Source organism: Paramesorhizobium endophyticum (genome assembly GCF_014640615.1).
In the GTDB taxonomy this organism is placed as follows: domain Bacteria; phylum Pseudomonadota; class Alphaproteobacteria; order Rhizobiales; family Rhizobiaceae; genus Paramesorhizobium; species Paramesorhizobium endophyticum.
The window spans coordinates 13159-34011 of the sequence record NZ_BMHH01000023.1 but is presented as its reverse complement, the minus strand read 5'-3'; the positions used below and the strand labels follow the sequence as shown (position 1 = coordinate 34011).

At 60.4% G+C, this 20853-nt stretch carries 20 protein-coding genes; 9 read left to right on the top strand and 11 right to left on the bottom strand.

Going from position 1 to position 20853, the window contains the following annotated elements; all coding sequences use genetic code 11:
- Nucleotides 1–42: 42 nt before the first annotated feature.
- Nucleotides 43–513 (top strand): ribonuclease HI, encoded by a 471-nt coding sequence (rnhA, locus tag IEX53_RS20010; RefSeq protein WP_188825950.1) that lies wholly within the window; start codon nt 43–45, stop codon nt 511–513.
- Between the two features lie 213 nt (nt 514–726).
- Here rnhA and IEX53_RS20005 read toward each other — a convergent pair whose 3' ends face one another.
- The gene (locus tag IEX53_RS20005; protein WP_188825949.1) at nt 727–1212 is read right to left on the bottom strand and encodes a peroxiredoxin; all 486 of its coding nucleotides are present in this window, start codon (nt 1210–1212) and stop codon (nt 727–729) included.
- A gap of 56 nt (nt 1213–1268) precedes the next feature.
- Nucleotides 1269–2051, bottom strand: coding sequence for a protein-disulfide reductase DsbD domain-containing protein (locus IEX53_RS20000; RefSeq protein ID WP_188825948.1), 783 nt, complete (start codon nt 2049–2051; stop codon nt 1269–1271).
- A 112-nt stretch (nt 2052–2163) separates the two neighbouring features.
- On the opposite strand from IEX53_RS20000, the gene IEX53_RS19995 reads away from it, so the two are divergent.
- On the top strand, nt 2164–2766 hold the full coding sequence (locus tag IEX53_RS19995) for a YqgE/AlgH family protein (RefSeq protein WP_188825947.1): 603 nt from the start codon (nt 2164–2166) through the stop codon (nt 2764–2766).
- Nucleotides 2767–2776: 10 nt separating this feature from the next.
- On the opposite strand, the gene IEX53_RS19990 is transcribed toward IEX53_RS19995, so the two are convergent.
- The 6 genes from IEX53_RS19990 to thrC form a co-directional block, all read right to left on the bottom strand.
- The gene (locus IEX53_RS19990; protein ID WP_210311674.1) at nt 2777–3052 is read right to left on the bottom strand and encodes a hypothetical protein; all 276 of its coding nucleotides are present in this window, start codon (nt 3050–3052) and stop codon (nt 2777–2779) included.
- A 133-nt stretch (nt 3053–3185) separates the two neighbouring features.
- Entirely contained in the window at nt 3186–3428 is a 243-nt protein-coding gene (locus IEX53_RS19985) for a type II toxin-antitoxin system Phd/YefM family antitoxin (RefSeq protein ID WP_188825946.1), read from the bottom strand.
- 102 nt (nt 3429–3530) lie between these two features.
- The gene (locus IEX53_RS19980) at nt 3531–6395 is read right to left on the bottom strand and encodes a putative bifunctional diguanylate cyclase/phosphodiesterase (RefSeq protein WP_188825978.1); all 2865 of its coding nucleotides are present in this window, start codon (nt 6393–6395) and stop codon (nt 3531–3533) included.
- Between the two features lie 29 nt (nt 6396–6424).
- Nucleotides 6425–7024 (bottom strand): GNAT family N-acetyltransferase, encoded by a 600-nt coding sequence (locus IEX53_RS19975; RefSeq protein WP_188825945.1) that lies wholly within the window; start codon nt 7022–7024, stop codon nt 6425–6427.
- A gap of 243 nt (nt 7025–7267) precedes the next feature.
- Nucleotides 7268–8560 carry a M16 family metallopeptidase gene (locus tag IEX53_RS19970; protein WP_188825944.1) on the bottom strand — a complete coding sequence of 431 codons (1293 nt, stop codon included), beginning with the start codon at nt 8558–8560 and terminating at the stop codon, nt 7268–7270.
- A gap of 111 nt (nt 8561–8671) precedes the next feature.
- Nucleotides 8672–10063: a threonine synthase gene (thrC, locus tag IEX53_RS19965; protein WP_188825943.1), complete on the bottom strand. Its 1392-nt coding sequence runs from the start codon at nt 10061–10063 to the stop codon at nt 8672–8674.
- A 210-nt stretch (nt 10064–10273) separates the two neighbouring features.
- Between thrC and IEX53_RS19960 the strand changes: the two genes are divergently transcribed.
- The 3 genes from IEX53_RS19960 (at nt 10274) to IEX53_RS19950 (ending at nt 13449) form a co-directional block, all read left to right on the top strand.
- Nucleotides 10274–10822 carry a hypothetical protein gene (locus tag IEX53_RS19960; protein ID WP_188825942.1) on the top strand — a complete coding sequence of 183 codons (549 nt, stop codon included), beginning with the start codon at nt 10274–10276 and terminating at the stop codon, nt 10820–10822.
- A gap of 733 nt (nt 10823–11555) precedes the next feature.
- Complete coding sequence (locus tag IEX53_RS19955; protein WP_188825941.1) at nt 11556–13172, top strand: EAL domain-containing protein; 1617 nt, start codon at nt 11556–11558, stop codon at nt 13170–13172.
- Nucleotides 13173–13266: 94 nt separating this feature from the next.
- Entirely contained in the window at nt 13267–13449 is a 183-nt protein-coding gene (locus tag IEX53_RS19950) for a hypothetical protein (RefSeq protein ID WP_188825940.1), read from the top strand.
- Between the two features lie 117 nt (nt 13450–13566).
- Here the strand turns inward: IEX53_RS19950 and IEX53_RS19945 are convergent, their stop codons facing one another.
- The gene (locus IEX53_RS19945) at nt 13567–14256 is read right to left on the bottom strand and encodes an HAD family hydrolase (protein ID WP_188825939.1); all 690 of its coding nucleotides are present in this window, start codon (nt 14254–14256) and stop codon (nt 13567–13569) included.
- Between the two features lie 192 nt (nt 14257–14448).
- On the opposite strand from IEX53_RS19945, the gene IEX53_RS19940 reads away from it, so the two are divergent.
- The gene (locus IEX53_RS19940) at nt 14449–15582 is read left to right on the top strand and encodes a site-specific DNA-methyltransferase (protein ID WP_188825938.1); all 1134 of its coding nucleotides are present in this window, start codon (nt 14449–14451) and stop codon (nt 15580–15582) included.
- Nucleotides 15583–15727: 145 nt separating this feature from the next.
- Entirely contained in the window at nt 15728–16051 is a 324-nt protein-coding gene (locus tag IEX53_RS19935) for a hypothetical protein (RefSeq protein ID WP_188825937.1), read from the top strand.
- A 572-nt stretch (nt 16052–16623) separates the two neighbouring features.
- On the opposite strand, the gene IEX53_RS19930 is transcribed toward IEX53_RS19935, so the two are convergent.
- Both IEX53_RS19930 and mutY read right to left on the bottom strand, forming a co-directional pair.
- Nucleotides 16624–17238 carry an HAD family hydrolase gene (locus tag IEX53_RS19930; RefSeq protein ID WP_188825936.1) on the bottom strand — a complete coding sequence of 205 codons (615 nt, stop codon included), beginning with the start codon at nt 17236–17238 and terminating at the stop codon, nt 16624–16626.
- Nucleotides 17235–18308, bottom strand: a complete 1074-nt coding sequence (mutY, locus tag IEX53_RS19925) for an A/G-specific adenine glycosylase (RefSeq protein ID WP_188825935.1) — start codon at nt 18306–18308, stop codon at nt 17235–17237. The genes IEX53_RS19930 and mutY overlap by 4 nt, the downstream gene beginning before the upstream one ends.
- Before the next feature lie 314 nt (nt 18309–18622).
- Between mutY and IEX53_RS19920 the strand changes: the two genes are divergently transcribed.
- A complete protein-coding gene (locus IEX53_RS19920; protein WP_188825934.1) occupies nt 18623–19861 on the top strand; it encodes an O-antigen ligase family protein in 1239 nt (412 codons plus the stop codon).
- A gap of 1 nt (nt 19862) precedes the next feature.
- Nucleotides 19863–20834: an NAD-dependent epimerase/dehydratase family protein gene (locus IEX53_RS19915; RefSeq protein WP_188825933.1), complete on the top strand. Its 972-nt coding sequence runs from the start codon at nt 19863–19865 to the stop codon at nt 20832–20834.
- The last annotated feature ends 19 nt before the right edge of the window (nt 20835–20853 follow it).

Genomic DNA, 20853 nt, shown 5'->3' with positions numbered 1-20853 from the left:
AGTCTGCAACTTTTCGGGATCATGCTTTAATGGAGTGAACACATGAAGACGGTGGAAGCTTATACGGATGGCGCTTGCTCTGGCAATCCGGGACCGGGCGGCTGGGGTGCGGTCCTGCGCTGGAACGGGCAGGAGAGGGAGCTCTCCGGCGGCGAGCCCAACACCACCAACAATCGCATGGAACTGATGGCGGCGATATCAGCGCTCTCCTCGCTGAAGGAGCCCTGCGAGGTGCAGCTTTATACCGACAGCAAATATGTCATGGACGGCATTTCCAAATGGATCCATGGCTGGAAGAAGAACGGCTGGAAAACCGCCGACAAGAAGCCGGTGAAGAATGGCGAGCTATGGCAGGCGCTGGATGAAGCCAACCGGCGGCATAAGGTGACGTGGCATTGGGTGAAGGGCCACGCCGGCCATCCGGAGAATGAAAGGGCTGACGCGCTGGCGCGGGCGGGGATGGAGCCGTTCAAGCGGGGCGGGACGCGGGCTTCTACGACGGTGGTGGGGTAGGGGAATTGTCGGCGAATGAAGGCGCCTGAACACCCCCCTCTGCCCTGCCGGGCATCTCCCCCACAAGGGGGGAGATTGGCCTGCATCGATGACGGCGCTCGATTCTGAAATGTTGACGATTGGCGAAAGCGGAGCTCCCAGCCAATCTCCCCCCTTGTGGGAGAGATGTCCGGCAGGACAGAGGGGGGTACTGTCCCGCCGACGCTTCCAGTACTATAGCAGCTTCAACATCTCCGCCGCCCCTGACGTCACCGCCTGTCCCGGCTTCTCCTCGATATTCAGCGCCTTCACCGCGCCATCCTCAACCAGCGCCGAATAGCGCTTGGACCGGGTGCCGAAGCCCGCGCCGGACATGTCCGCGTCAAGGCCCATGGCCTTGGTGAAAGCCGCATTGCCATCGGAGAGATAGACGATCTTGCCTTCGCCGCCGGTGCTCGCCGCCCATGCGCCCATGACGAACGGGTCGTTGACCGCCACCACGGCGACCGTATCCACGCCCTTGGCGATGATGGCGTCGTAATTTTCCAGATAGCCCGGCAGATGGTTCAAGCTGCAGGTCGGCGTGAATGCGCCGGGAACGGCGAACAGCACCACCTTCTTGCCTTTGAACAGCTCGTCGCTGGTCATATCCTTGATGCCGTCGGCGGTCTTGACCTTGAACGTCGCCTCGGGAATTTGGTCGCCAACCTTGATCGTCATGAAACCCTCCATTGAAACTATCGGATGGGCTAGAGATATAGCCTGCCTCTTTTCCGTCAAGGCAATTCCACTATGCCTGAAACGGCCTTGTCGCCCTGCACGAGGGTGTATTCGACTTTCGCCGGCTTGGCCCATTTGTCGGAAGCACTGAGAATTTCGCTGGAGAAGCGCTCGCCTTGAAGCTTTGGCGCCGCGAATCCCAGCGTTTCGCTGGTGATGTATAGTTCGGCGGGGCCGTCCTGATCCGGCAGCCGGACGTCGAAAATCGCCTTCCCATCTTTGCGGGTTGCCTGCAGGATGCCGAATTCCGGTGAGGCAGGCAGAGGCAGACGGTCGAAGGCGGCGGTGACCAAAGTATGCGCCAGCGCATCCTTGTCCCCCGGCTTTACCGGCAGATCGAACTCCGCCTGCATGGGAATGCAGATCGTCTCGCATAGGCCGAGAAATACATGGCCCTTGAGGCGCGTCGGCGCATCCGCCTTATCGAGTTCAAAGCTAACAGGCAGCAGCACCGAATGCTTGTAGCCCGTCGTCCCATCGGGGAAGCGCTGCGGCGCAGGAAAGGCGATTTCGCTGCCCGCTATATTGCTGCTTGCCGAAAGGTCGAACTGCGGCGGCACGCCCGCATCGCCCGGGTCGCGCCAATAGGTTTTCCAGCCATCGGCAAGGTCGATCTGGATCGCCCCGCGCAAGCTCTTCTCTGGCTTTTCCGGCACGTCGATGAGCAGCCGCACCTTGCCGCCCGCCGCCTCCACGAAGGGAGAACTGGCGGCAAAGCCGACGCTTGGCGCAAAGAAGACTGCGAGCAGGAGAGCGAGGAGGATAAAGCTATTTTTCATCGCCGGAAATTGCCGTGGAACGATGGCATTATCAAGCCATTTGCTAACAAGAATAAACCGCGTTTGCGGAAATCCCTTTGCCATTTTCCGATCCGTTGCTACCTTTGTCTCCATGGATATTCTCAACACGACACCAGGAAACAGAGGGTTTCTAAACGGGCAGTTCCTCATCGCCATGCCGAGCATGGGGGATGACCGGTTCGCGCGTACGGTTGTCTATATCTGCGCACACTCAACCGAAGGGGCGATGGGCTTCATCATCAATCAGGTCCAGTCGCTGCGCTTTTCCGATTTATTGGTGCAACTCGGCGTCATCGGCGAAGAAGAGGCGATCAGCCTGCCGGACGCGATGCGCCAGATTCATGTCCGCAATGGCGGGCCGGTGGATCAGAGCCGGGGCTTCGTGCTCCATTCGGATGATTACATGGTCGATTCCACCGTGCCCGTGGCCGACGATATCTGCCTGACCGCCACCGTCGATATCCTGCGCGCCATCGCCGGCAATGGCGGCCCTTCGCAGGCGCTGATGGCGCTGGGCTATTCCGGCTGGGCGCCGGGCCAATTGGAAGCCGAAATCGCCGGCAATGGCTGGCTGACCTGCCCCGCCTCGCGCGACCTGCTCTTCGACGGCGACATCTCCACCAAATATGAGCGTCTGCTCGCCCATCTCGGCATTGATCTGTCCCGCCTGGTCAATGATGTGGGGCATGCGTGACGGCGCTTAGCTACGTCCGTTTCGAAAGCCTCAACATTCCCGCCGCTCGTACGTCAGTCACTGCACGGATGAGCTTGTCGGTGAATGCCTGGCTGAATTGTCCACGAGGCGTACGATCCTCCAAAGTATAGGACTTTTCCAAAATATCGGCATTCAACTCGTCGACCATGACCCAGAGGCGCAAATCACGGTCGAGATTGGCCCTGAGCGCTTCTGTCTCCGGGATCAGGACAGCCTGGCGACCCGTTGCAGGCTCCTTGCTTGTTATCGGCGCAATGAACAGCAAATGGTTTCCTGCATGGTCTTGCACCACCAGAACGACGCAACTCGGTCTCTTTTAACGGCCTTCGGTTTCGCCCCGATCCGCCTGCCATTTCCAGAGATAATGATATTCAATGATCTGTCCGGCCTTGGGAAAATCAGCGGCCACGGAAATGGTCCTCGACCCCCTTATCCCAAAGCTTGCCCAGCTCTTCCGGCATGTCTGCCACATCGATAGCGACTTGCGAATTTGCGCTTTTCATAAGCGCTTCGTAGCGTTCCATGGACATGACCACATAACGGGGCTTCCGATGCTTGGTGATAGCGACGGGAGCAACGGCCGCGGCCTCGAACAGATCGCCTGTGTTTCGGGTAAGGCCGCCTGCTGCAAACTCGCGCATGATTGCCTCCAATTGCCAGAATATCAAGAATATACAGAATTCCTTAATGTTCGACAAGGAGCGTATAATTCCGGTACATGGTGGACCGCATCAAGCTCTACATCACGCCGCCGCGGGCTCCAGCTGCTCCTTCAGCAGGCGGCTTGCCGCGTCGGCGGACATGGGCTGGCCGAACATGAAGCTCTGCACATATTCGCAGCCGAGCTGGCGCAAATGCAGGGCGTCTTTTTCGTTGTCCACGCCTTCTGCCACCGCTGCCAGCCCTAGATCGTGCGCCATCGAGACGATGGAGCGCAGCAGCGTTGCCTTCTGCGCCTGGTCGCTGCGCACGAAGGAGCGGTCGATCTTGATCATGTCGAAGGGGAAGCGGGTCAGATAGGAGAGTGAGGAATAGCCCGTGCCGAAATCGTCGAGCGACAGGCCCACGCCCATGTCCTTGATCGCCGAAAGCACATGCGCGGACTGCTCGGGGTTTTCCATGATCACCGATTCCGTCAGCTCCAGCTTGAGACTTCCCGGCGCGATATGAGTGCGCGAGAGGACGGAGCGGACGTCGCTGATCAGATCCTGCCGGATCAGCTGCGTGCTCGAAAGGTTGACCGAGACGAAGATGTCCATGCCGGGAAAGCTTTCACGCCAGCTGAATACATCCTGCGCCGCCTGGCTCATGGCAAAAAGGCCGAGTTGGACGATGAGGCCGGAGCTTTCGGCGACCGGGATGAACTCCGAAGGCGGCACCGCGCCGCGCCGTGGATGCTCCCAGCGCAAGAGCGCCTCGAAGCCGGCGATGCTGCCATCGTCCAGCCGCACGATCGGCTGGTAGACGAGGGCGAGTTCCTGACGCTCGATGGCGCGGCGAAGGTCCGATTCCATCTGCAATTTGTCGCTGCCAATGGCCCGGAAGGCGGGGCGGAACGGCTCGATCCGGTCGCCGCCATAGCGCTTGGCCTGATACATCGCCAGTTCCGCGTCCTTGACGAGGTCTTCGGCATTCGTCGCTGCGCTCGTCCAACTGATGAGGCCGATGGAGGCGGTCAGCACGATCTCGCGCTTGGCATAGGCGATGGGCGCGCGCACGGCCTGCTTCAGCGCCTCGGCGAAGGCGGCGATGCGGGCCGGGTCGCTTTCGGAGGTGAGCAGGAGACCGAACTGGTCCGAGGCAAGGCGCGACAGCGTATCCTGCGGTTTCAAGAGGCGGTGCAGGCGGCGCGAAATGGTGAGCAGGATCGTATCGCCCGCCGACATGCCAAGGCTGTCATTGACCTGCTTGAAGCGGTCGATATCGATGACGAAGACGGTGGGCCGCAGCTTGCTCTCGTTGCGCGCCATATGGATGACGTTGCCCAGCCGGTCGAGGAACAATTCGCGGTTCGGCAGCCCGGTCAGGTTATCATGCACGGCGTCGTGCAGCAGCCGCTCCTCCGCCTTCTTCTGCTCGGTCACGTTGATGAGCGTGCCGACGCAGCGGACGATTTCGCCATCCGAGCCGATCACCGGCCGGGCGCGCAGGGCGAACCAGTGATAATGCCCGTCGCTTGCCCGCAGGCGGAAGGTCTGCGCAATGCGCCCGCGCCGGTTTTCGAGAATGGCGTCAAGGGTGGAGCGGAAACGGTCGCGGTCGTCGGTGTGCATGGCGGGCAGCCAGTTGCGCACCGGCCCCTGCAACTGGCTGGCGCTCGCGCCGAGCAGATTGTCGATGTCGGGCGTCGTCACCACCCGGTCGCGCGGCACGTCCCAATCCCAGACGATATCGCCGGAGCCGATGATGGCGAGCGCCTGCCGCTCCATGTCGGAGAAGAGCCCGTGATGCAGCGCCCCGCCGGCAAAGGCGTGCTGCATGACGGTGAAGCCGATGAGCAGCACGATCAGCACGAGGCCGCCGCCCAGCGCCGGCTGCACGATGTCATTGTCGAGACGGCCGGAAATGGTCAGCCACGCGCCCGCGATCCAGATCAGGATCAGGATCCAGGTGGGGATTAGCATGATCGCCCGGTCATAGCCCTTGACCGCGAGATAGCCGATGATGGCGACACCGGCGACGCCCGTGAGCGCGAAGGAGATGCGCGCGATGCCCGAGGCGATCGGCGGGTCGAAATAGGCGACCCCGATCAGCGCCATCAGGCTCAGCACCCAGGTCAGCGCGCCATAGCTGAAATGGTCGTGCCAGCGGTTGAGATTGAGATAGGTGAAGAGGAAGATCACCAGCGTCGCCGCAAGGCCCACTTCCGTTCCCGCGCGCCAGATCTGCTCATTGCCGGGCGTGATCTCGATCAGCTTGTTCCAGAAGCCGAAATCGACGCAGATATAGGCAAGCACCGCCCAGGCGAGCGCGGCCGTGGCGGGAAAGAGCGATGTGCCCTTGACGACGAAGAGGATGGTCAGGAACAGCGCCAGAAGGCCTGAAATGCCCAGGATGATGCCGCGATAGAGCGTGTAGGCGTTGATCGTGTCCTTATAGGCCTCCGGCTCCCACAGATAGACCTGCGGCAGGTTGGGAGAGCCGAGTTCGGCCACCAGCGTCACCACCGAGTTCGGATTGAGCGTGATGCGGAAGACATCGGCGTCCGGGCTCGCCTGCCGGTCGAGCGCGAAGCCTTCGCTGGGGGTGATGGAATTGATGCGGGTCGAGCCGAGATCCGGCCAGACGAAGCCCGAGCCGACGAGACGGAAATGTGGCGCGACGATCAGCCGGTCGATCTGCTCGTCGGTTGGGTTGGCGATGGCGAAGACCGCCCAGTCGCCCTGGCTGCGCTTGTCATTGGCTTGCACCTCGATGCGGCGCACGATGCCGTCAGCGCCCGGCGCGGTCGAAACCTGGAAGCTTTCGCCCTGGTTCCGGAAGATTTCGACCGCGCGGGAAAGATCGAGCGCGGTGTCTTCCTTGGAAATCTTGATGGGCTCGAACGCAAACGACGGACCGGCGCCGCTGACGGCAAACAGCACGAACAGAAAAATGCGGGAGAGCATTTTCAGCGGGCTGTAAGAGAATCGTGACACTATCGGGCGCCTCTAATCATGCGTCTGTCATCTTCGATGAGCGAGTAGAGGACATGGTCCTGCCACAGGCCATTGATCTTGAGATAGGAGCGTAACAGCCCCTCTCTCTGGAATCCGGCTTTTTCGAGAAGCCTTGTGGATCGCTTATTATTGGGAATACAGGCAGCTTCGAGGCGGTGCAATCTCAACTGGTCGAATGCAAAGGGGATAACCAGTTCCAGAGCCTCGCTCATGTAGCCCTGGCCGGCGAATGGTACGCCGCACCAATAGCCGATCATGCCGTTCTGCCCGACGCCGCGCCTTATATTGCCCAGCGTGATGCCGCCGATGAGTCGGTTATCGGAATTGCGGAAGAGGAAGAACGGATAGCCCGTTCCCGCCTGCGCTTCTTCCTGATAGCGCCGGATGCGCAGGCGGAAGGCCCCGCGCTCCAGATCGTCCTCGCTCCAGCGCGGCTCCCATGGCGTGAGGAATTCGCGGCTCTCGGCCCGTAAGGCCGCCCATGCCTTGTAATCGCCGCCTTGCGGCGCGCGGAGATAGATACGCGCCCCGCGTAAGGAAAAATGAGTGCTGCTCCTGGCGAAGGGCAGGGCGATCATGGCCGGAGGCCCTAAACCAGTTTGGGTTTGAATGGAAACGTCGGCGGGACAGTACCCCCCTCTGTCCTGCCGGACATCTCCCCCGCAAGGGGAGAGATTACGCCTTCATGGCCGTTCGGTACCAATCGCAGACAATGTGGAATGGACGCGGCGAGTTGTGTCAGCCAATCTCCCCCCTTGTGGGGGAGATGCCCGGCAGGGCAGAGGGGGGTGTTTGGCGCCAGCGTTTCCATCTCAAGCGCTTTAAACCGCCATCTTCCGCGTCTGCGCCCGTGTCGACAGCGCATCGCTCACGCCCTCGAAATGCATCAGTTTTCCCACCGGGCCCACGGCGGCGACGGTCGGCTTGGTATCGAGGAACATCCGTCCGGCGAGGTCGGTGAGCCGCTCGGCGGTGATGTGCGAAAGCCGGTCCAGAAGCTCGTCATTGGTCACCGGGCGGCCATAGAGCAGGATTTGCCGCGCCATCTGCCCGGCGCGGCTCGCCACGCTCTCCTGCGACATCAAAAGACTGGCGCGGTACTGGGCGCGGGCGCGGTTCACTTCTTCCTCGCTGATATTCTGCGAAGCCTCATGTAGCTCGTTGAGGATGACGGGCACCAGTTCGGTCAGATCGTCGCGCCCCGTCGCGGCGTGGATGCCGAAGAGGCCGGTATCGGAAAAGCCCCAATGGAAGGCATAGACGGAATAGCAAAGGCCGCGCTTCTCGCGCACTTCCTGAAACAGCCGCGAGGACATGCCGCCGCCGAGAGCCATCGCCAATATCTGCGAGGCGTAGAAATCGCGCACATGATAGGCGCGGCCCTCGAAGCCGATCAGCACCTGCGCATCCATCAGATCGCGATGCTCGCGGAAATCGCCGCCGACATAATGCGCCAGGTCCGGCAGCGGCCCGGTGGAATGCGAACGGAAGCCGCCCAGCCGCGACTCCACCTCGCGGACGAAATCGTCATGGTCGATTGCGCCCGCCGCCGTCACCACCATGCGGTCGGCGCTATATTGCTGTTCCATATAGGTGCGCAAATCGGCTGACGTGAAGGCCTCCACCGTTTCCGGCTCGCCCAGGATGGCGCGGCCCACCGGCTGGTGGCGGAAGGCGGTTTCGGTGAAGCGGTCGAAGACGATATCGTCGGGCGTGTCATGCGCCGCGCCGATCTCCTGCATGATCACATGCTTCTCCCGTTCCAACTCGTCCGCGTCGAATTTGGAGGAGGTCAGGATATCGGAGAGAATATCGATGGCCAGCGGCACGTCGTTGCGCAGCACGCGGGCGTAATAGGACGTGGTCTCGACGCTGGTGGCGGCGTTGATCTCGCCTCCCACATTCTCGATGTCAGCCGCGATCTGCCAGGCCGTGCGGTTTTCGGTGCCCTTGAACGCCATATGCTCGAGGAGATGGGCGATGCCGTGCTGGTCGTTCGCCTCGTTGCGGGAACCGGCCTTGACCCATATTCCGAGCGCGACACTCTCGACATTCGGCATCGCCTCGGTGGCAATGGCCAGCCCGTTTGATAGACGGCTTACTTCAACACCCATGCTTTTTAGACTCCCTCCCGCACGCATGATCCCGAAAAGTTGCAGACTTTTCGGATAAGACTCATGCGGATAAAAAACAAATTGGTAGAGGATATTCGTCTCAATGTGGTTCTAACCTACCCTGGATTTGCGGCTGATATGATCTTCCACGATTTTAAGATCGTTGGGAAGCACCGTGTAATTCTCTTTTCTCGTCATGAGATCGCCAAGCCATGCGGGAAGCTGCGGCGTCGCGCCGCTCGCCTCCGCCACGGCTTGCGGAAATTTGGCCGGATGCGCGGTGGCCAGCGCCACCATGGGCTCATCACCGGCATGGTCGCGCCCAACCTTGACGCCGATGGCCGAATGCGGATCGAGCAGGTAGCCGCTGTCATGAAGCACGGAGCGGATCGTCTTGGCCGTCTCGATCATGGTGGAGCGGCCCGCGCCGAATTCCGCGCGAATGCGCTCAAGCGCCGCCTCGCCGATGGAGAAGCCGCCCGATTGCTTGAGCCCGTCCATCAGCCGGCGCACTGCCGCCGCGTCGCGCCCATGCGCCTCGAAGAGCAGCCGCTCGAAATTGGAGGAAACCTGGATGTCCATCGAAGGCGAGGTGGTCTGGATGACGCCGCGCGTCTCATAGGCGCCCGATTGCAGCGTGCGGTAGAGAATATCATTGTCATTGGTCGCCGCGACAAGGCGGTTTATGGGCAGGCCCATGCGCTTGGCGACGTAACCGGCGAAGATGTCGCCGAAATTACCGGTGGGAACGGTGAAGGAAACCGGACGGTCCGGCGCGCCCAGCGCCAGCGCGGCGGTGAAATAATACACCACCTGCGGCATGATCCGCGCCCAGTTGATCGAATTGACCCCCGACAGCGACAGCGCATCGCGGAATTTCAGATCGTTGAACATGCCCTTCACCAGCGCCTGGCAATCGTCGAAATTGCCTTCGATGGAAAGCGCATGGACATTCGCTGCGGTCGAGCTCGTCATCTGCCGCTGCTGCACCGGCGAGACGCGGCCATGGGGGAAGAGGATGAAGATATCCGTCCGGTCGCGGCCCGCGAAGGCCTCGATGGCCGCTCCGCCCGTATCGCCCGAGGTTGCCCCGACGATGGTCGCCCGCTCGCCCCGCTCGGCAAGCACATGATCCATCAGCCGCGCCAGCAATTGCATCGCCACATCCTTGAAGGCGAGCGTCGGCCCGTGGAAGAGTTCGAGAACAAACTCATTCGCACCGGTCTGCACAAGCGGGCAGACGGCCTCATGGCGGAAGCTGGCGTAGGCTTCTCGGATCATCCGCTCGAAATCCGCCTGCGGAATCTCGCCGCCGGTAAAGGGCGAAAGCACGTGTATTGCGATATCGGCGTAGGACTTGCCGCGCAGTGAACGGATTTCCTCCGGCGAGAAGACCGGGAACTCCTGGGGAAGATAGAGACCCCCATCACGCGCGAGCCCCGCCAGCAGCGCATCGGAAAATCCCAAAACCGGCGCTTCGCCGCGGGTACTCACATATTTCATGTCATCCTGGCCCTTTACAGCATTATCCCGAAATGTTGCGCACATTTGAATATGATCATGCTGTTAAAAAATCCTGCAGATCGGTCGCGCGGGGTTCAAGACGGCTTGCCCTCTGCGGCAAAAAACGGGAAAACACCGTCGCGCGGCCCCATTGGCGGTGGTCCATGGCGTGGTATAGAACAGGTTCATCAGTGCAGGGAAGTCCGGTTCATGAATAAAGCATCATACAATCGTTCCGCGTTCCATCAAGTTTTTGCGATGGCGCTGGTTCTGGCAGCCGCCGGATGCACGACCAAGGGCGGATCGGAAACGCCCAGTGAGCCGAAAATCACGGAGGCCGAGCTGCGCGCCTGGTGCCCCGGCGTGGTGCTGCGCGAAGGAACGGCCTTCTTCAACACCTATGAAAAAGGCGGCGAGCAGGACAAGTCCCGCATCGTCTATCAGGCCTCCATGGCCGATGTGACGCGCGCCTGCCAATACGGCCCCGGCACGATCACCATGGACGTCGCCGCTGCAGGCAAAATCGTCCCGGGCCCGCGCTTCAAAGCCGGCACCATCACCATGCCGATCCGCGTCGCAGTGATGCAGGGAGACGCGGTGCTTTATTCGAAGCTGCATAAATATCAGGTCAGCGTCACCGATCCCACGACGGCAACCCAGTTCATCTTCAACGACAAGGGCATCACCTTCCCGGCTCCCGCCCAAAGAAACGTGCAGGTTTTCGTCGGTTACGATGAAGGGCCGGCTAACGCGAAGTAATGCGGCTCCTGTTTTGATGGAATTGCCTGAATTCCGTTCGGGACCGCGTTGTGGAGACGCAGAGGAATGGATCCCAGTGACAAGCACTGGGATGACGGGGTGGTGATGTTTTTTCCGCTACCGGATATGCTTCTGCCAAGCGGAGAGATCGAAGGTTGGCTGGTGACAGCAAAGCAACCCGCCATCCCAGTGCTTGTCACTGGGATCCATTCCTCTGCGGCGGCATGGCCGTAACGATAAAGAATGGTCCATTGTTTCCATTTAGAGTCGTTCATGTTTTGATAGATCAAGTTGGATGCCATTTGGCGCCGTTGCTGTAACACGGCTGTTGAGGCATGGATTCCTGTGACAAGCACAGGAATGACGGGGTGGAGATTTTCTGCGCTATCGAGGACCGTTCTTGCCCAAGCGGAGAGGCCCGGGTGGCGGGTCGCCAACAGCAAAGCAGGCGTCATTCCTGTGCTTGTCACAGGAATCCACGCCTCAACGTGGAAGTAACCGCAGCAATTCACCTTTGAATGACAACTTTAATCATGAAAATCCATAATTTTCAATGTGATCGCCTCTCTCTGGCCACATTCATTAATTCATATGGTATATGAATACTTCCGCATCAAAGTATTTTTTGAGTATACCTGAAGTAATTTTATTAAAATTCTAATGTTTGTAAGCTTTTATCGCCCCTGAATGGCAGGGTTGCAAAATTTTCTTTCCATGACAGGCAGTGAATTCAGTGATCGATCGTTTGCGCCCCATTTTCCGGACTTCCCCCATTTTCCTGGTGGTGCTTCTGGCTGCATTGCTGGGGGGAGGGCTTGGCCATCTGCTGGGCACGCGCATGCGCCTGTCCCATGACCAGGCGGAACTTACCGCCTATTCGAACCAGCTCCTGACCCATGCCATCGCCGTCGTCAACGAGGCCAACGGCGCCATAAACGTCGCCAACACGTCGCCCTATCCCTTCTGCTCGGATACTGAAATCCAGCTGCTGCGCAACATGCTTTTCGAGACACGCAATGCAAAGGATATCGGGCGTATCAGGAACGGCGCCGTCGTCTGCTCCACGATATTGGGCACGCCCAGCAAACACGTGCATATGCCGAAATTCGCGCCCGTCGTGCTGGCGGACGGGACGCAATTTTATCCCGACTCGCCATTGACGGTTTCCTCCGGCCGGGCTCCGATCCTGGCCAAGGGAAACACCGATGTCGTCATCGACCCTCGGGCATTCGACACGTTCAAGCAGGAACCTTATCATTTCGCCGTCTTCTACGGCAATCTCGAGACGCGCAGCTTCGGCCAGATGTTCGGTGACGAGGATGGAAGCAGTCCGCAATCGACGGGTCCCGCCACCTGGGCATCGAAGGGCGATGTGCTCCGCCGCGACAGCTGTGACCGGTCGGGCCTGTGCGTCGCCGTCTGGGCCGGTGTCGGCGCGCTCGACAGCACGAGCTATGTCAACGCCATCACTATGCTCGGGGCGGCGCTCGGCGCGCTTGCCGGGCTTGGCTGGGTCGATTTCCGCCGCCGCGACCAATCGCTGATGGCCCGGCTCAACCGGGCTCTTTCGCGCGAGGAGCTGACCCTCGTCTACCAGCCGGTGGTCGATGTGACCGATGGCAGGATCGTTGCCGCCGAAGCGCTGATAAGATGGCAGAGCAATGGCGATTTCGTTCCCCCCGATGTCTTCGTCGCCATCGCCGAGCAAAGGGGAATGGCCGGGCGCATCACCCGCTATGTGCTAGACCGTGTCATCAAGGAAATGGGCGAGACGCTGCGTCTGCACCGGGATTTCCGCATCACCATCAATGTGACGGCCTCGGATCTCGACGACCCGAAATTCCTTGTCGCGATCGAGGAGGGGCTGCACTACGCCGATATCGAGCCCCAGCAGATCGGCATTGAGCTGACCGAGCGCTCTGCCGCCGACTCCCGCGCCGCCATCGAGGGCATCGCCCGCCTGAGGTCGCGCGGCCATTCGGTTTATATCGACGATTTCGGCACCGGCTACTCGAGCCTCTCCTATCTGGGCGAGCTCAATGTCGATGCCCTGAAGATGGACCGCGCCTTCACCCGCACCGTCGGCACCGATGCGGTGACGGTCTCGATCGTGCCGCAGATCATCGACATGGCGCTCAAGCACAAGCTCGACATCGTCGCCGAAGGCGTCGAGACGGAAGCGCAGGCCGATTATTTCCGCAACCTGCCCGTCCAGGTGATGGGGCAGGGATGGTATTTCGGCCGCCCCGTCCCCGCCGCCAGGTTGATCCGGCGGCTGGAACAGCAGGACGGTATTATCGCGCTGAGAAGGCGGCGCAAGAAAAATAGGCCGGGGACAAAGGTCGGCTGATCAGTTTTACGCTTAATATTTAAACCAAATTTGATTAAAAAATGAGCGTGGGTGTGAGGATTATATCAACCGGTTCGAATATAGGATGCCGCCCATGACACCACGATACGAACGCATTCTCGAACCGACTGACACCTGGGCCATTTTCGATACGGTCACCGGTGTTCCCGTCATTATAGGCACCAAGCTGATGATCGGCCTCTCGCTGGAGCAGGCGGAGGAGACCCTCGCGCACCTCAACGAGCCGCCGAGGAGCAGGAAGAAATCAGCGGCGTGAAAAACAGTGAGATAGGGAATAGTGAGATAGTGAGGTAGTTGCAAAACGGCTTCACTACCTTACGGTTCACTATCTCACTATCTCACTATCTCACTATCTCACTATCTCACTATCTCACTAAATCGCCTCCGACCACTCCGCCATCGCCTCGATAACAGCAGGCAAATCCTTGTGCCGGTTGATCACTGTTTCCGCGCCTGCTTCCGTCAGGCGGTCGGCGTGTCCCGGATAGGTGTGCGCTCCGCCAGTGAAGCCGATGACGCGCATGCCCGCGGCGCGCGCGCCATGGATGCCGTGCACCGAATCCTCGATCACGATGACGTTCTTCGGATCGACGCCGAATTTCTCCGCCGCGTAAAGGAACACGTCCGGCGCAGGCTTGCCCTTCTTCGTGCCCACCTCGCCGGCGGCGAAGATGTCGGGCGCGAAGAGATCGTATAGTCCTGTTCGTTTCAGCATCAGTTCAAGCCGCTTGGTCGAGGAGTTCGAGCAAATACATTTGGGCAACTTCAGCGCCGAAACCACCTTGGCGATGCCCTCGACCGCTTCCACCTCGTTCGCCAGCCGCTCATCCAGGATTCGGTCGGATTTATCGATCAGCGAGGCGGAAATGGGAATTCCGGCTTCCCGCTCCACCAGCAGCAATATGCTCGGCCAGGTCAGGCCGGAAAATCGCTCGGCGATCTCGTCCGGCTCGATGGCGTAGCCCGCATCGGTCAGGAGCTCGGATTCGACCCGCGCCGCGATGATTTCCGAATCGACCAGAACGCCGTCACAGTCGAAAATGATGAGCTCCGGTGCGGCCATGTTGCGATATCCTGTTCAATGGCGGGGAGAGATTTGCGGGCCTCGGGCTACACCTTAATTGGCCGGGCGTCAAAGTTTTATGGCGGGGGAGCGCTTCGCTTAACGCCATATTTACCCTGTCCGGTAACCATAAGGGCAATTCAGTAACGCGTCCGGTGCGGTGAGAACCGCACCCCAGTAGCCGAGTATCCAATGTCCTTAGTCCGTAAAGTGAATGAGCTGCCTCATGCAGCGCCACAGTCCTCCTGGCTTGACACGATCCTCAAGGGCGATTGCGTCGCGGCGCTGGAGCGGCTTCCCGACCATTCCGTCGATGTGATCTTCGCCGACCCCCCTTACAACCTCCAGCTCGATGGCGACCTGCACCGGCCCGACCAGTCGAAGGTGGATGCCGTCGACGATCATTGGGACCAGTTCGAGAGCTTCCAGGCGTATGACGCCTTCACCCGCGCCTGGCTGCTCGCCTGCCGCCGCGTGCTGAAGCCGAACGGCACCATCTGGGTCATCGGCTCCTATCACAACATCTTCCGCGTCGGCACCTCGCTGCAGGATCTGGGCTTCTGGATGCTGAACGATATCGTCTGGCGCAAGACCAACCCGATGCCGAATTTCCGCGGCCGCCGCTTCCAGAATGCGCATGAGACGCTGATCTGGGCCTCCCGCGACCAGAAGGCCAAGGGCTACACCTTCAATTACGAAGCGCTGAAGGCGGCCAATGACGATCTCCAGATGCGCTCCGACTGGCTGTTTCCGATCTGCACCGGCCACGAGCGTCTGAAGGACGGCAATGGAGACAAGATCCACCCGACCCAGAAGCCGGAAGCGCTGCTGGCCCGCGTGCTGATGGCGTCGTCAAAGCCGGGCGATGTGGTGCTCGATCCCTTCTTCGGCTCCGGCACGACCGGCGCGGTGGCCAAGCGCCTCGGCCGCCATTTCGTCGGCGTCGAGCGCGAGCAGGCCTATATCGACGCCGCCATGGCCCGCATCGAGGCGGTCGAGCCGCTGGGCAAGGCGGAACTGACTGTCATGACCGGCAAGCGCGCCGAGCCGCGCGTCGCCTTCGTCAGTGTGGTCGAGGCAGGCCTGCTGCGCCCCGGCACGGTGCTGACCGACTCCCGCCGCCGCCACGCCGCCATCGTCCGCGCCGACGGCACGCTCGCCGCCAATGGCGAGGCCGGCTCGATCCACCGCATGGGCGCCAAAGTGCAGGGGCTCGACGCCTGCAATGGCTGGACCTTCTGGCATTTCGAGAATGGCGGCACGCTCATGCCCATAGACGAGCTGCGCGGGCAAATCCGCCGGCAGATGGCGTCTGCGGGAGCGTAAGAAAGCCGGCAGATCGCGAAAAGTTGAAAGCTTTTCGCGTAAGACCAGACCGCTGACACAAAGTCTGGTCACTATTCGGAGTCACACTCCTCATCAATCGGACGACCTCCAGTCAAAGTCCTGATCATGGAGCGCTCGGGGCGTAATGTCCCGGGCGCTTCGTGTTGTTGGGGGCGGCGTATCGCAGGAAATCGCCGTCGGCATTGACGTACCCATCCACATCGCCGAAATACGCATCATCCTCGACACGCAGGCAAAGATACAGGGTGACTGGATCCTGGCTCGCACTGTTGGTGTATTGGAAATACGCGAGGATCGGGTTCGTGTTTCTGTAGCTGGTATAGGCGCTCTGCGACCAGGCCAGGTTTCCATCGAATGTCGCGCCGGCGGGGTAGAAATGGAAGGGGTAGGGACGTTGCCTGCGATGGTGTTCGCCAGCGTTGCCGATACGGTTACCGTTTCCGGTTGACCATCGATAAAGGCTGCATCCGCGAGCTCCTTCGTCACCGAAACGGTCTTGCGTTGCGGATAGCCGGAATCCGCATCCACGAATGTCGCGAACAACCGGAACCGGCCAATAAAACACTAAAGCGCCCGCGGCGGGAGCCGCGGGCGCTTCAATGATCAGGACTTTGACTGGAGGTCGTCCGATTGATAGGGAATGTGCCTCCAAATAGTGACGAGACTTTGTTTTCGCCGCCCAGCCCGCAACCGAAAAGCCTTCAACTTTTGGTGATTGCTCCTGGGTTCCACGTGGCGCGCGCTACGCTCCCTGTCTCGTGCACCCCTGGCACCGGCGTGAGGCTGATCCTCATCAAAGACATACACCAGATGGCGTATTGCACTTAACGGTGTTCCCCGGTCTTCCGAGAAGTCAACAATGCCGACCATGGGATAGACATCGCAACGACCATTATTCTGGTACAATGATTGATCTCACAGCCGAGGGGCCATAGGCTTGGCACCGCAATGACACTTAGTGTGGCGCCGGATATTGCGGTTCCTGGAAAGTTAACAGCGTCGAAGCATGGATGGAACCATCTATACTTCGATACCGCATGCCCGGAGATCCGCTCGCAATTTCCCTGCCCCGGTAAACTGCACCGCCTGCCAGCCGGCCTTTCGGGCGCCTTCGACATTGGCGGGGGAGTCGTCGATGAACAGCGTCGCCGCCGGCTCGAGATCGAATGCCTTGGCATGGTGCTCGTAGATCGCCACATCGGGCTTGATGAGGCCGATATCGCCCGAAACGGTCACGCCGCGGCTGATCGTCAGGAAGGGAAAGCGCGCCTGCGCCTCGCGCAAGGTATCTGAGGCGAAATTGGTCAGCATCGTCACGTCGCGGCCATCGGCGACGAGCTTTTCCAGGATCGCGACGCTGTCCTCATAGGCGTAAGGCACCATCTTGTGCCAGTTCTGTCGGAAGGCGCGGATGTGGTCGGTACGGTCGGGGTGCGCCTCGATCAGCAAGGCTTCCGCTTCTTCCCAGGTGCGTCCGCGATCCTGCTCCAGGTTCCAGTCATGCGTGCAGATATTTTCCAGGAACCAGCGCCGCTCGTTTTCATCGGGGATGATGTCGGCAAAGCCCAGATGCGGGTCGTAATGGATCAGCACCTTGCCGATGTCGAAGACGATGTGTTTGACGGGCTGGCTCATGCTTTCCTCCTGGCGAATGCATCCGGCAATGCTGCCGCTATCGCTTTTTTCATGACTGTCGGCAAGGCTTCGCGCGGCAATTCATGCGGAGGTGACCACCACCCGTCATCGAGCGCGCCTTCGGGGACATTGTCCGCCCGGTAGACGGCAAGCCGTAATTCGAAATGGGTGAAGACATGGACGATGCTGCCGGATGCCGTCCATCGCGCGGGGAAGGGGGCCGCGTCCAAGGAACTATCGCCATCCGCACGCGCCGTCCAGCCCGAGCACGGTATCTCCGCCATGCCCCCGAGAAGGCCTTTCGCGGGACGTTTGCGCAAATATACAGAGCCGGCGGTCGATATCGCGACGAACGCCGCGCCGGTCCGCACCGGCTTCTCCTTTTTGGCGGCCTTAACCGGAAACAGCTCCGGATCGCTGGTGCGAAGCGCCCTGCAATCGTCGTTGACGGGGCAGAGCGCGCAGGTGGGACGCCGGGGAGTGCAGACCATGGCGCCCAGATCCATCATCCCTTGCGCGAAATCGCCGGGACGGCTCTCCGGCGTCATCGCCTGCACCGACGCACGGATCTCGGGCTTCGCGCCGGGCAACGGCGTCGATATGGCGAAAAGCCGGGTGACGACGCGCTCGACATTGCCGTCCACCACCGCCGCCGGCTTGCCGAAGGCGATCGCCGCGATGGCTGCCGCCGTATAGTCGCCGATGCCGGGCAGCGCCTTAAGCCCCTCGACGGTCGAGGGAAACGCGCCGCCCATCTTTCCCGCGATGATTTCGGCGCATTTCTTCAGATTGCGTGCGCGCGAATAATAGCCGAGCCCGGCCCATGCCCGCATCACATCGTCGTCGCTTGCCGCAGCCAGCGCGTCAACCGTCGGCCAGCGGGCGACGAAAGCCTGGAAATACGGCTTCACCGCCTCCACCGTGGTCTGCTGCAGCATGATTTCCGAAAGCCACACGCGGTAAGGGTTGGCAGCCTCCCCACTCATTCGTTGCTTGGGCGTCACGCGCCATGGCAACAGGCGATGGTGATCGTCATACCATTGAAGAAGATACCGGACCCTGCGGTTCATCCAAATCCTTTACGCATGGAATGGGCATCCATGGGCAATGTCACAAGAATCGACCAATTCCAATCGCCTGTTCTCTGCGCCCTGTTGACTTTCGCGGCTATGCGTTCCACCGCTGATAAGCAACGAACCAGCGTAAAGGCGCCACATTGCCGTTTCAGTCCACGTTATCAATCTTGATCGCTCGCATGAGCGGCTCCCTATGCGAGGGTCAGACTGCTACCATGGAAGCGAATCGGGACATTGATGTTCAAGGTAAGCGACTGTCAACACCCTATGCTTTACGCTACCCTAAAACGCCTGACGGATGGGATGGGATGAGCCTGTTGCAAAAATCCTTTTTGCGGCGGCGGCGGCTCGATTCATGGATATTGGGCGTCGGTGCGGCGGCCATGCCGATGCGCGTCGGTCTAGGGCCCGTCATCCTGTTCGTCTTTTCCTGCATCGGAATCTATCTGGCTTGTGGGCGGCACAGTACGGCGCGCCTTTTTGCGCGTAATTTCTATATTTGTGCGGTGCTTTACGGTGTGTGGTCGCTCGGGCTTGTCCTCGCGAGGGGCGAGCCGATTATTGATAACAGGCAGGTCGGCTATACGCTGCTTTTCGTCGTGCTTTCGTTTGCCGGCCCGGGCATGGTCCTCATGCGCGATCCCCTCAAGGTTTTCGTGCTCGGATCCCGAATAGGCGTGGTCATGGCTTTTCTTGCCTCCATCATGCTGGCTGCCCTTCACGGCGGCCGTATCGGTGTCGGCGGCAATGCGGCCGTTTTCGCTTTCATCGTGGGTGTCGCTGCAATCGGGGCCGCCATTCCGGTAAAGGGAGCGCCGCGTTTCCTGCCCAATGGCTCGCTCTGGCTCATACTGGGAACAGCTGCCGTGCTGACCTCGCAGACGCGCGCCGTCCTCGCCGTCCTGCCGGTCTTCGTGCTTGTCGAGACATGGATATGCTTGCGCCATTTCGCCCCGAGATTCCGAACGGCATCCTATGTTGTCCTTTGCCTGGCCGGGGTCTGCCTTGCCTCATTCGGCCCTGTGGACCGTATCGTTGACGATCGCTTTGCCGGAATTGTGCAATATTATAACACAGGCAAAATGAGCAATTGGCAGGACAAGTTGTCCTCCGGAATCCGCTTCAGCCTGTGGGATAGCGCGATACAGGTCATAAGGGAGCACCCGTTGATCGGCGTTGGGCCTACCGCGAAAATGGCTGAGGTTCGCGCCAAGGCCGGCGCGGATGCCCCAATGCTTGAAGGGTTCCGACATGTGCACAACACCGTTCTCGATGAATTGCTCAATGACGGCGTGATCGGCCTCATCCTTCTCTCGGCCTGCGCATGGTTCGGCCTGTCGCACCTTTTCCGGCATTCCCAAGGTCCTGGCATGACGCGGTGCATGGTCTATTTCATCGTGATCTGCGCGACCTATGGAATGCTGCATAACCCGCTGCTGCATGAAGCGACGATCTCGGCGATCTTCTTTTTCTTGGGTGCGCTCAATGCTGCCACCTCCCGTCGTATCATGGCGGAGCGGCGCAGCATGGCGGTGGGAACGAATTGACATGAAAGCGATTGTAACAGGCGTGGCCGGGTTCATCGGCTTCCACACGGCCAGGGCCTTGCTCAGCCAAGGCTGGCAAATCGTGGGAATCGATAATCTCAACGCCTATTACCCGGTGGCGCTGAAGGAGACGCGCCTTGTCGCTTTGCACGGGCTGGATGGCTTCCGCTTCGCCCAGGCCGATATCGCCGACCCGGCAGCGCTGAAGGCCGCCATCGGGCCGGACATGGACGCCGACATCATCATCCACCTCGCCGCGCAGGCCGGTGTGCGCTATTCCATCGAGAACCCCTCCGCCTATGTCTCGGCCAATGTGCAGGGGCAGGTGACGATATTCGAGCAGGCGCTCACCATGCCCAAGCGCCCGCCCGTCGTCTATGCCAGCTCGTCCTCGGTCTATGGCGCGAATGACAAGATACCGTTCAGCGAGGCTGATACGGTGGATCGGCCCGTCTCCGTCTACGCCGCCACCAAGCGGGCAGGGGAGTTGCTCGCCCATTCCTACGCGCATGTGCACAAGCTCCCCTCCGCGGGCCTCCGTTTCTTCACCGTCTACGGCCCCTATGGCCGCCCCGACATGGCGCCCTGGCTCTTTACAAGCGCCATCCTGAAAGGTGAGCCGATCCGCGTCTTCAACAATGGCGAGATGATGCGTGATTTCACGTATATCGATGATATCGTCGCTGGTGTGCTTGGCGCGGCAAGGCGCATTCTGGAACGCCCCGACGACACCGCTCCGGTCTATAATCTCGGCAACAGCAACCCCGTCGCCCTTGGGGATTTCATCGTCGAGATCGAAAAGGCGACCGGCCGCGAGGCGATCAAGAAGCTCGAGCCGATGCCGCCTGCCGATGTGCCGCGCACCTATGCCGACATTGAACTCGCCGCCAGGGATTTGGGCTTCGCCCCGGTAACGCCGCTTTCGAAGGGCATTCCTCTATTCGTCGAATGGTTTCGCGCTTATAAAGCATGATCCCAAAAAGTTGCAGACT

Excerpts from the sequence above, each read along its gene's own strand:
- IEX53_RS19940 (WP_188825938.1), top strand. The coding sequence starts at position 14,449 with ATGTCCTTAGTCCGTAAAGTGAATGAGCTGCCTCATGCAGCGCCACAG.
- IEX53_RS19945 (WP_188825939.1), bottom strand. The coding sequence starts at position 14,256 with ATGGCCGCACCGGAGCTCATCATTTTCGACTGTGACGGCGTTCTGGTC.
- IEX53_RS20005 (WP_188825949.1), bottom strand. The coding sequence starts at position 1,212 with ATGACGATCAAGGTTGGCGACCAAATTCCCGAGGCGACGTTCAAGGTC.
- IEX53_RS19995 (WP_188825947.1), top strand. The coding sequence starts at position 2,164 with ATGGATATTCTCAACACGACACCAGGAAACAGAGGGTTTCTAAACGGG.
- IEX53_RS20000 (WP_188825948.1), bottom strand. The coding sequence starts at position 2,051 with ATGAAAAATAGCTTTATCCTCCTCGCTCTCCTGCTCGCAGTCTTCTTT.
- IEX53_RS19930 (WP_188825936.1), bottom strand. The coding sequence starts at position 17,238 with ATGAGCCAGCCCGTCAAACACATCGTCTTCGACATCGGCAAGGTGCTG.
- thrC (WP_188825943.1), bottom strand. The coding sequence starts at position 10,063 with ATGAAATATGTGAGTACCCGCGGCGAAGCGCCGGTTTTGGGATTTTCC.
- IEX53_RS19960 (WP_188825942.1), top strand. The coding sequence starts at position 10,274 with ATGAATAAAGCATCATACAATCGTTCCGCGTTCCATCAAGTTTTTGCG.
- IEX53_RS19920 (WP_188825934.1), top strand. The coding sequence starts at position 18,623 with ATGAGCCTGTTGCAAAAATCCTTTTTGCGGCGGCGGCGGCTCGATTCA.
- IEX53_RS19915 (WP_188825933.1), top strand. The coding sequence starts at position 19,863 with ATGAAAGCGATTGTAACAGGCGTGGCCGGGTTCATCGGCTTCCACACG.
- IEX53_RS19980 (WP_188825978.1), bottom strand. The coding sequence starts at position 6,395 with ATGCTCTCCCGCATTTTTCTGTTCGTGCTGTTTGCCGTCAGCGGCGCC.
- IEX53_RS19950 (WP_188825940.1), top strand. The coding sequence starts at position 13,267 with ATGACACCACGATACGAACGCATTCTCGAACCGACTGACACCTGGGCC.
- mutY (WP_188825935.1), bottom strand. The coding sequence starts at position 18,308 with ATGAACCGCAGGGTCCGGTATCTTCTTCAATGGTATGACGATCACCAT.
- IEX53_RS19935 (WP_188825937.1), top strand. The coding sequence starts at position 15,728 with ATGTCCCGGGCGCTTCGTGTTGTTGGGGGCGGCGTATCGCAGGAAATC.
- rnhA (WP_188825950.1), top strand. The coding sequence starts at position 43 with ATGAAGACGGTGGAAGCTTATACGGATGGCGCTTGCTCTGGCAATCCG.
- IEX53_RS19985 (WP_188825946.1), bottom strand. The coding sequence starts at position 3,428 with ATGCGCGAGTTTGCAGCAGGCGGCCTTACCCGAAACACAGGCGATCTG.
- IEX53_RS19975 (WP_188825945.1), bottom strand. The coding sequence starts at position 7,024 with ATGATCGCCCTGCCCTTCGCCAGGAGCAGCACTCATTTTTCCTTACGC.
- IEX53_RS19970 (WP_188825944.1), bottom strand. The coding sequence starts at position 8,560 with ATGGGTGTTGAAGTAAGCCGTCTATCAAACGGGCTGGCCATTGCCACC.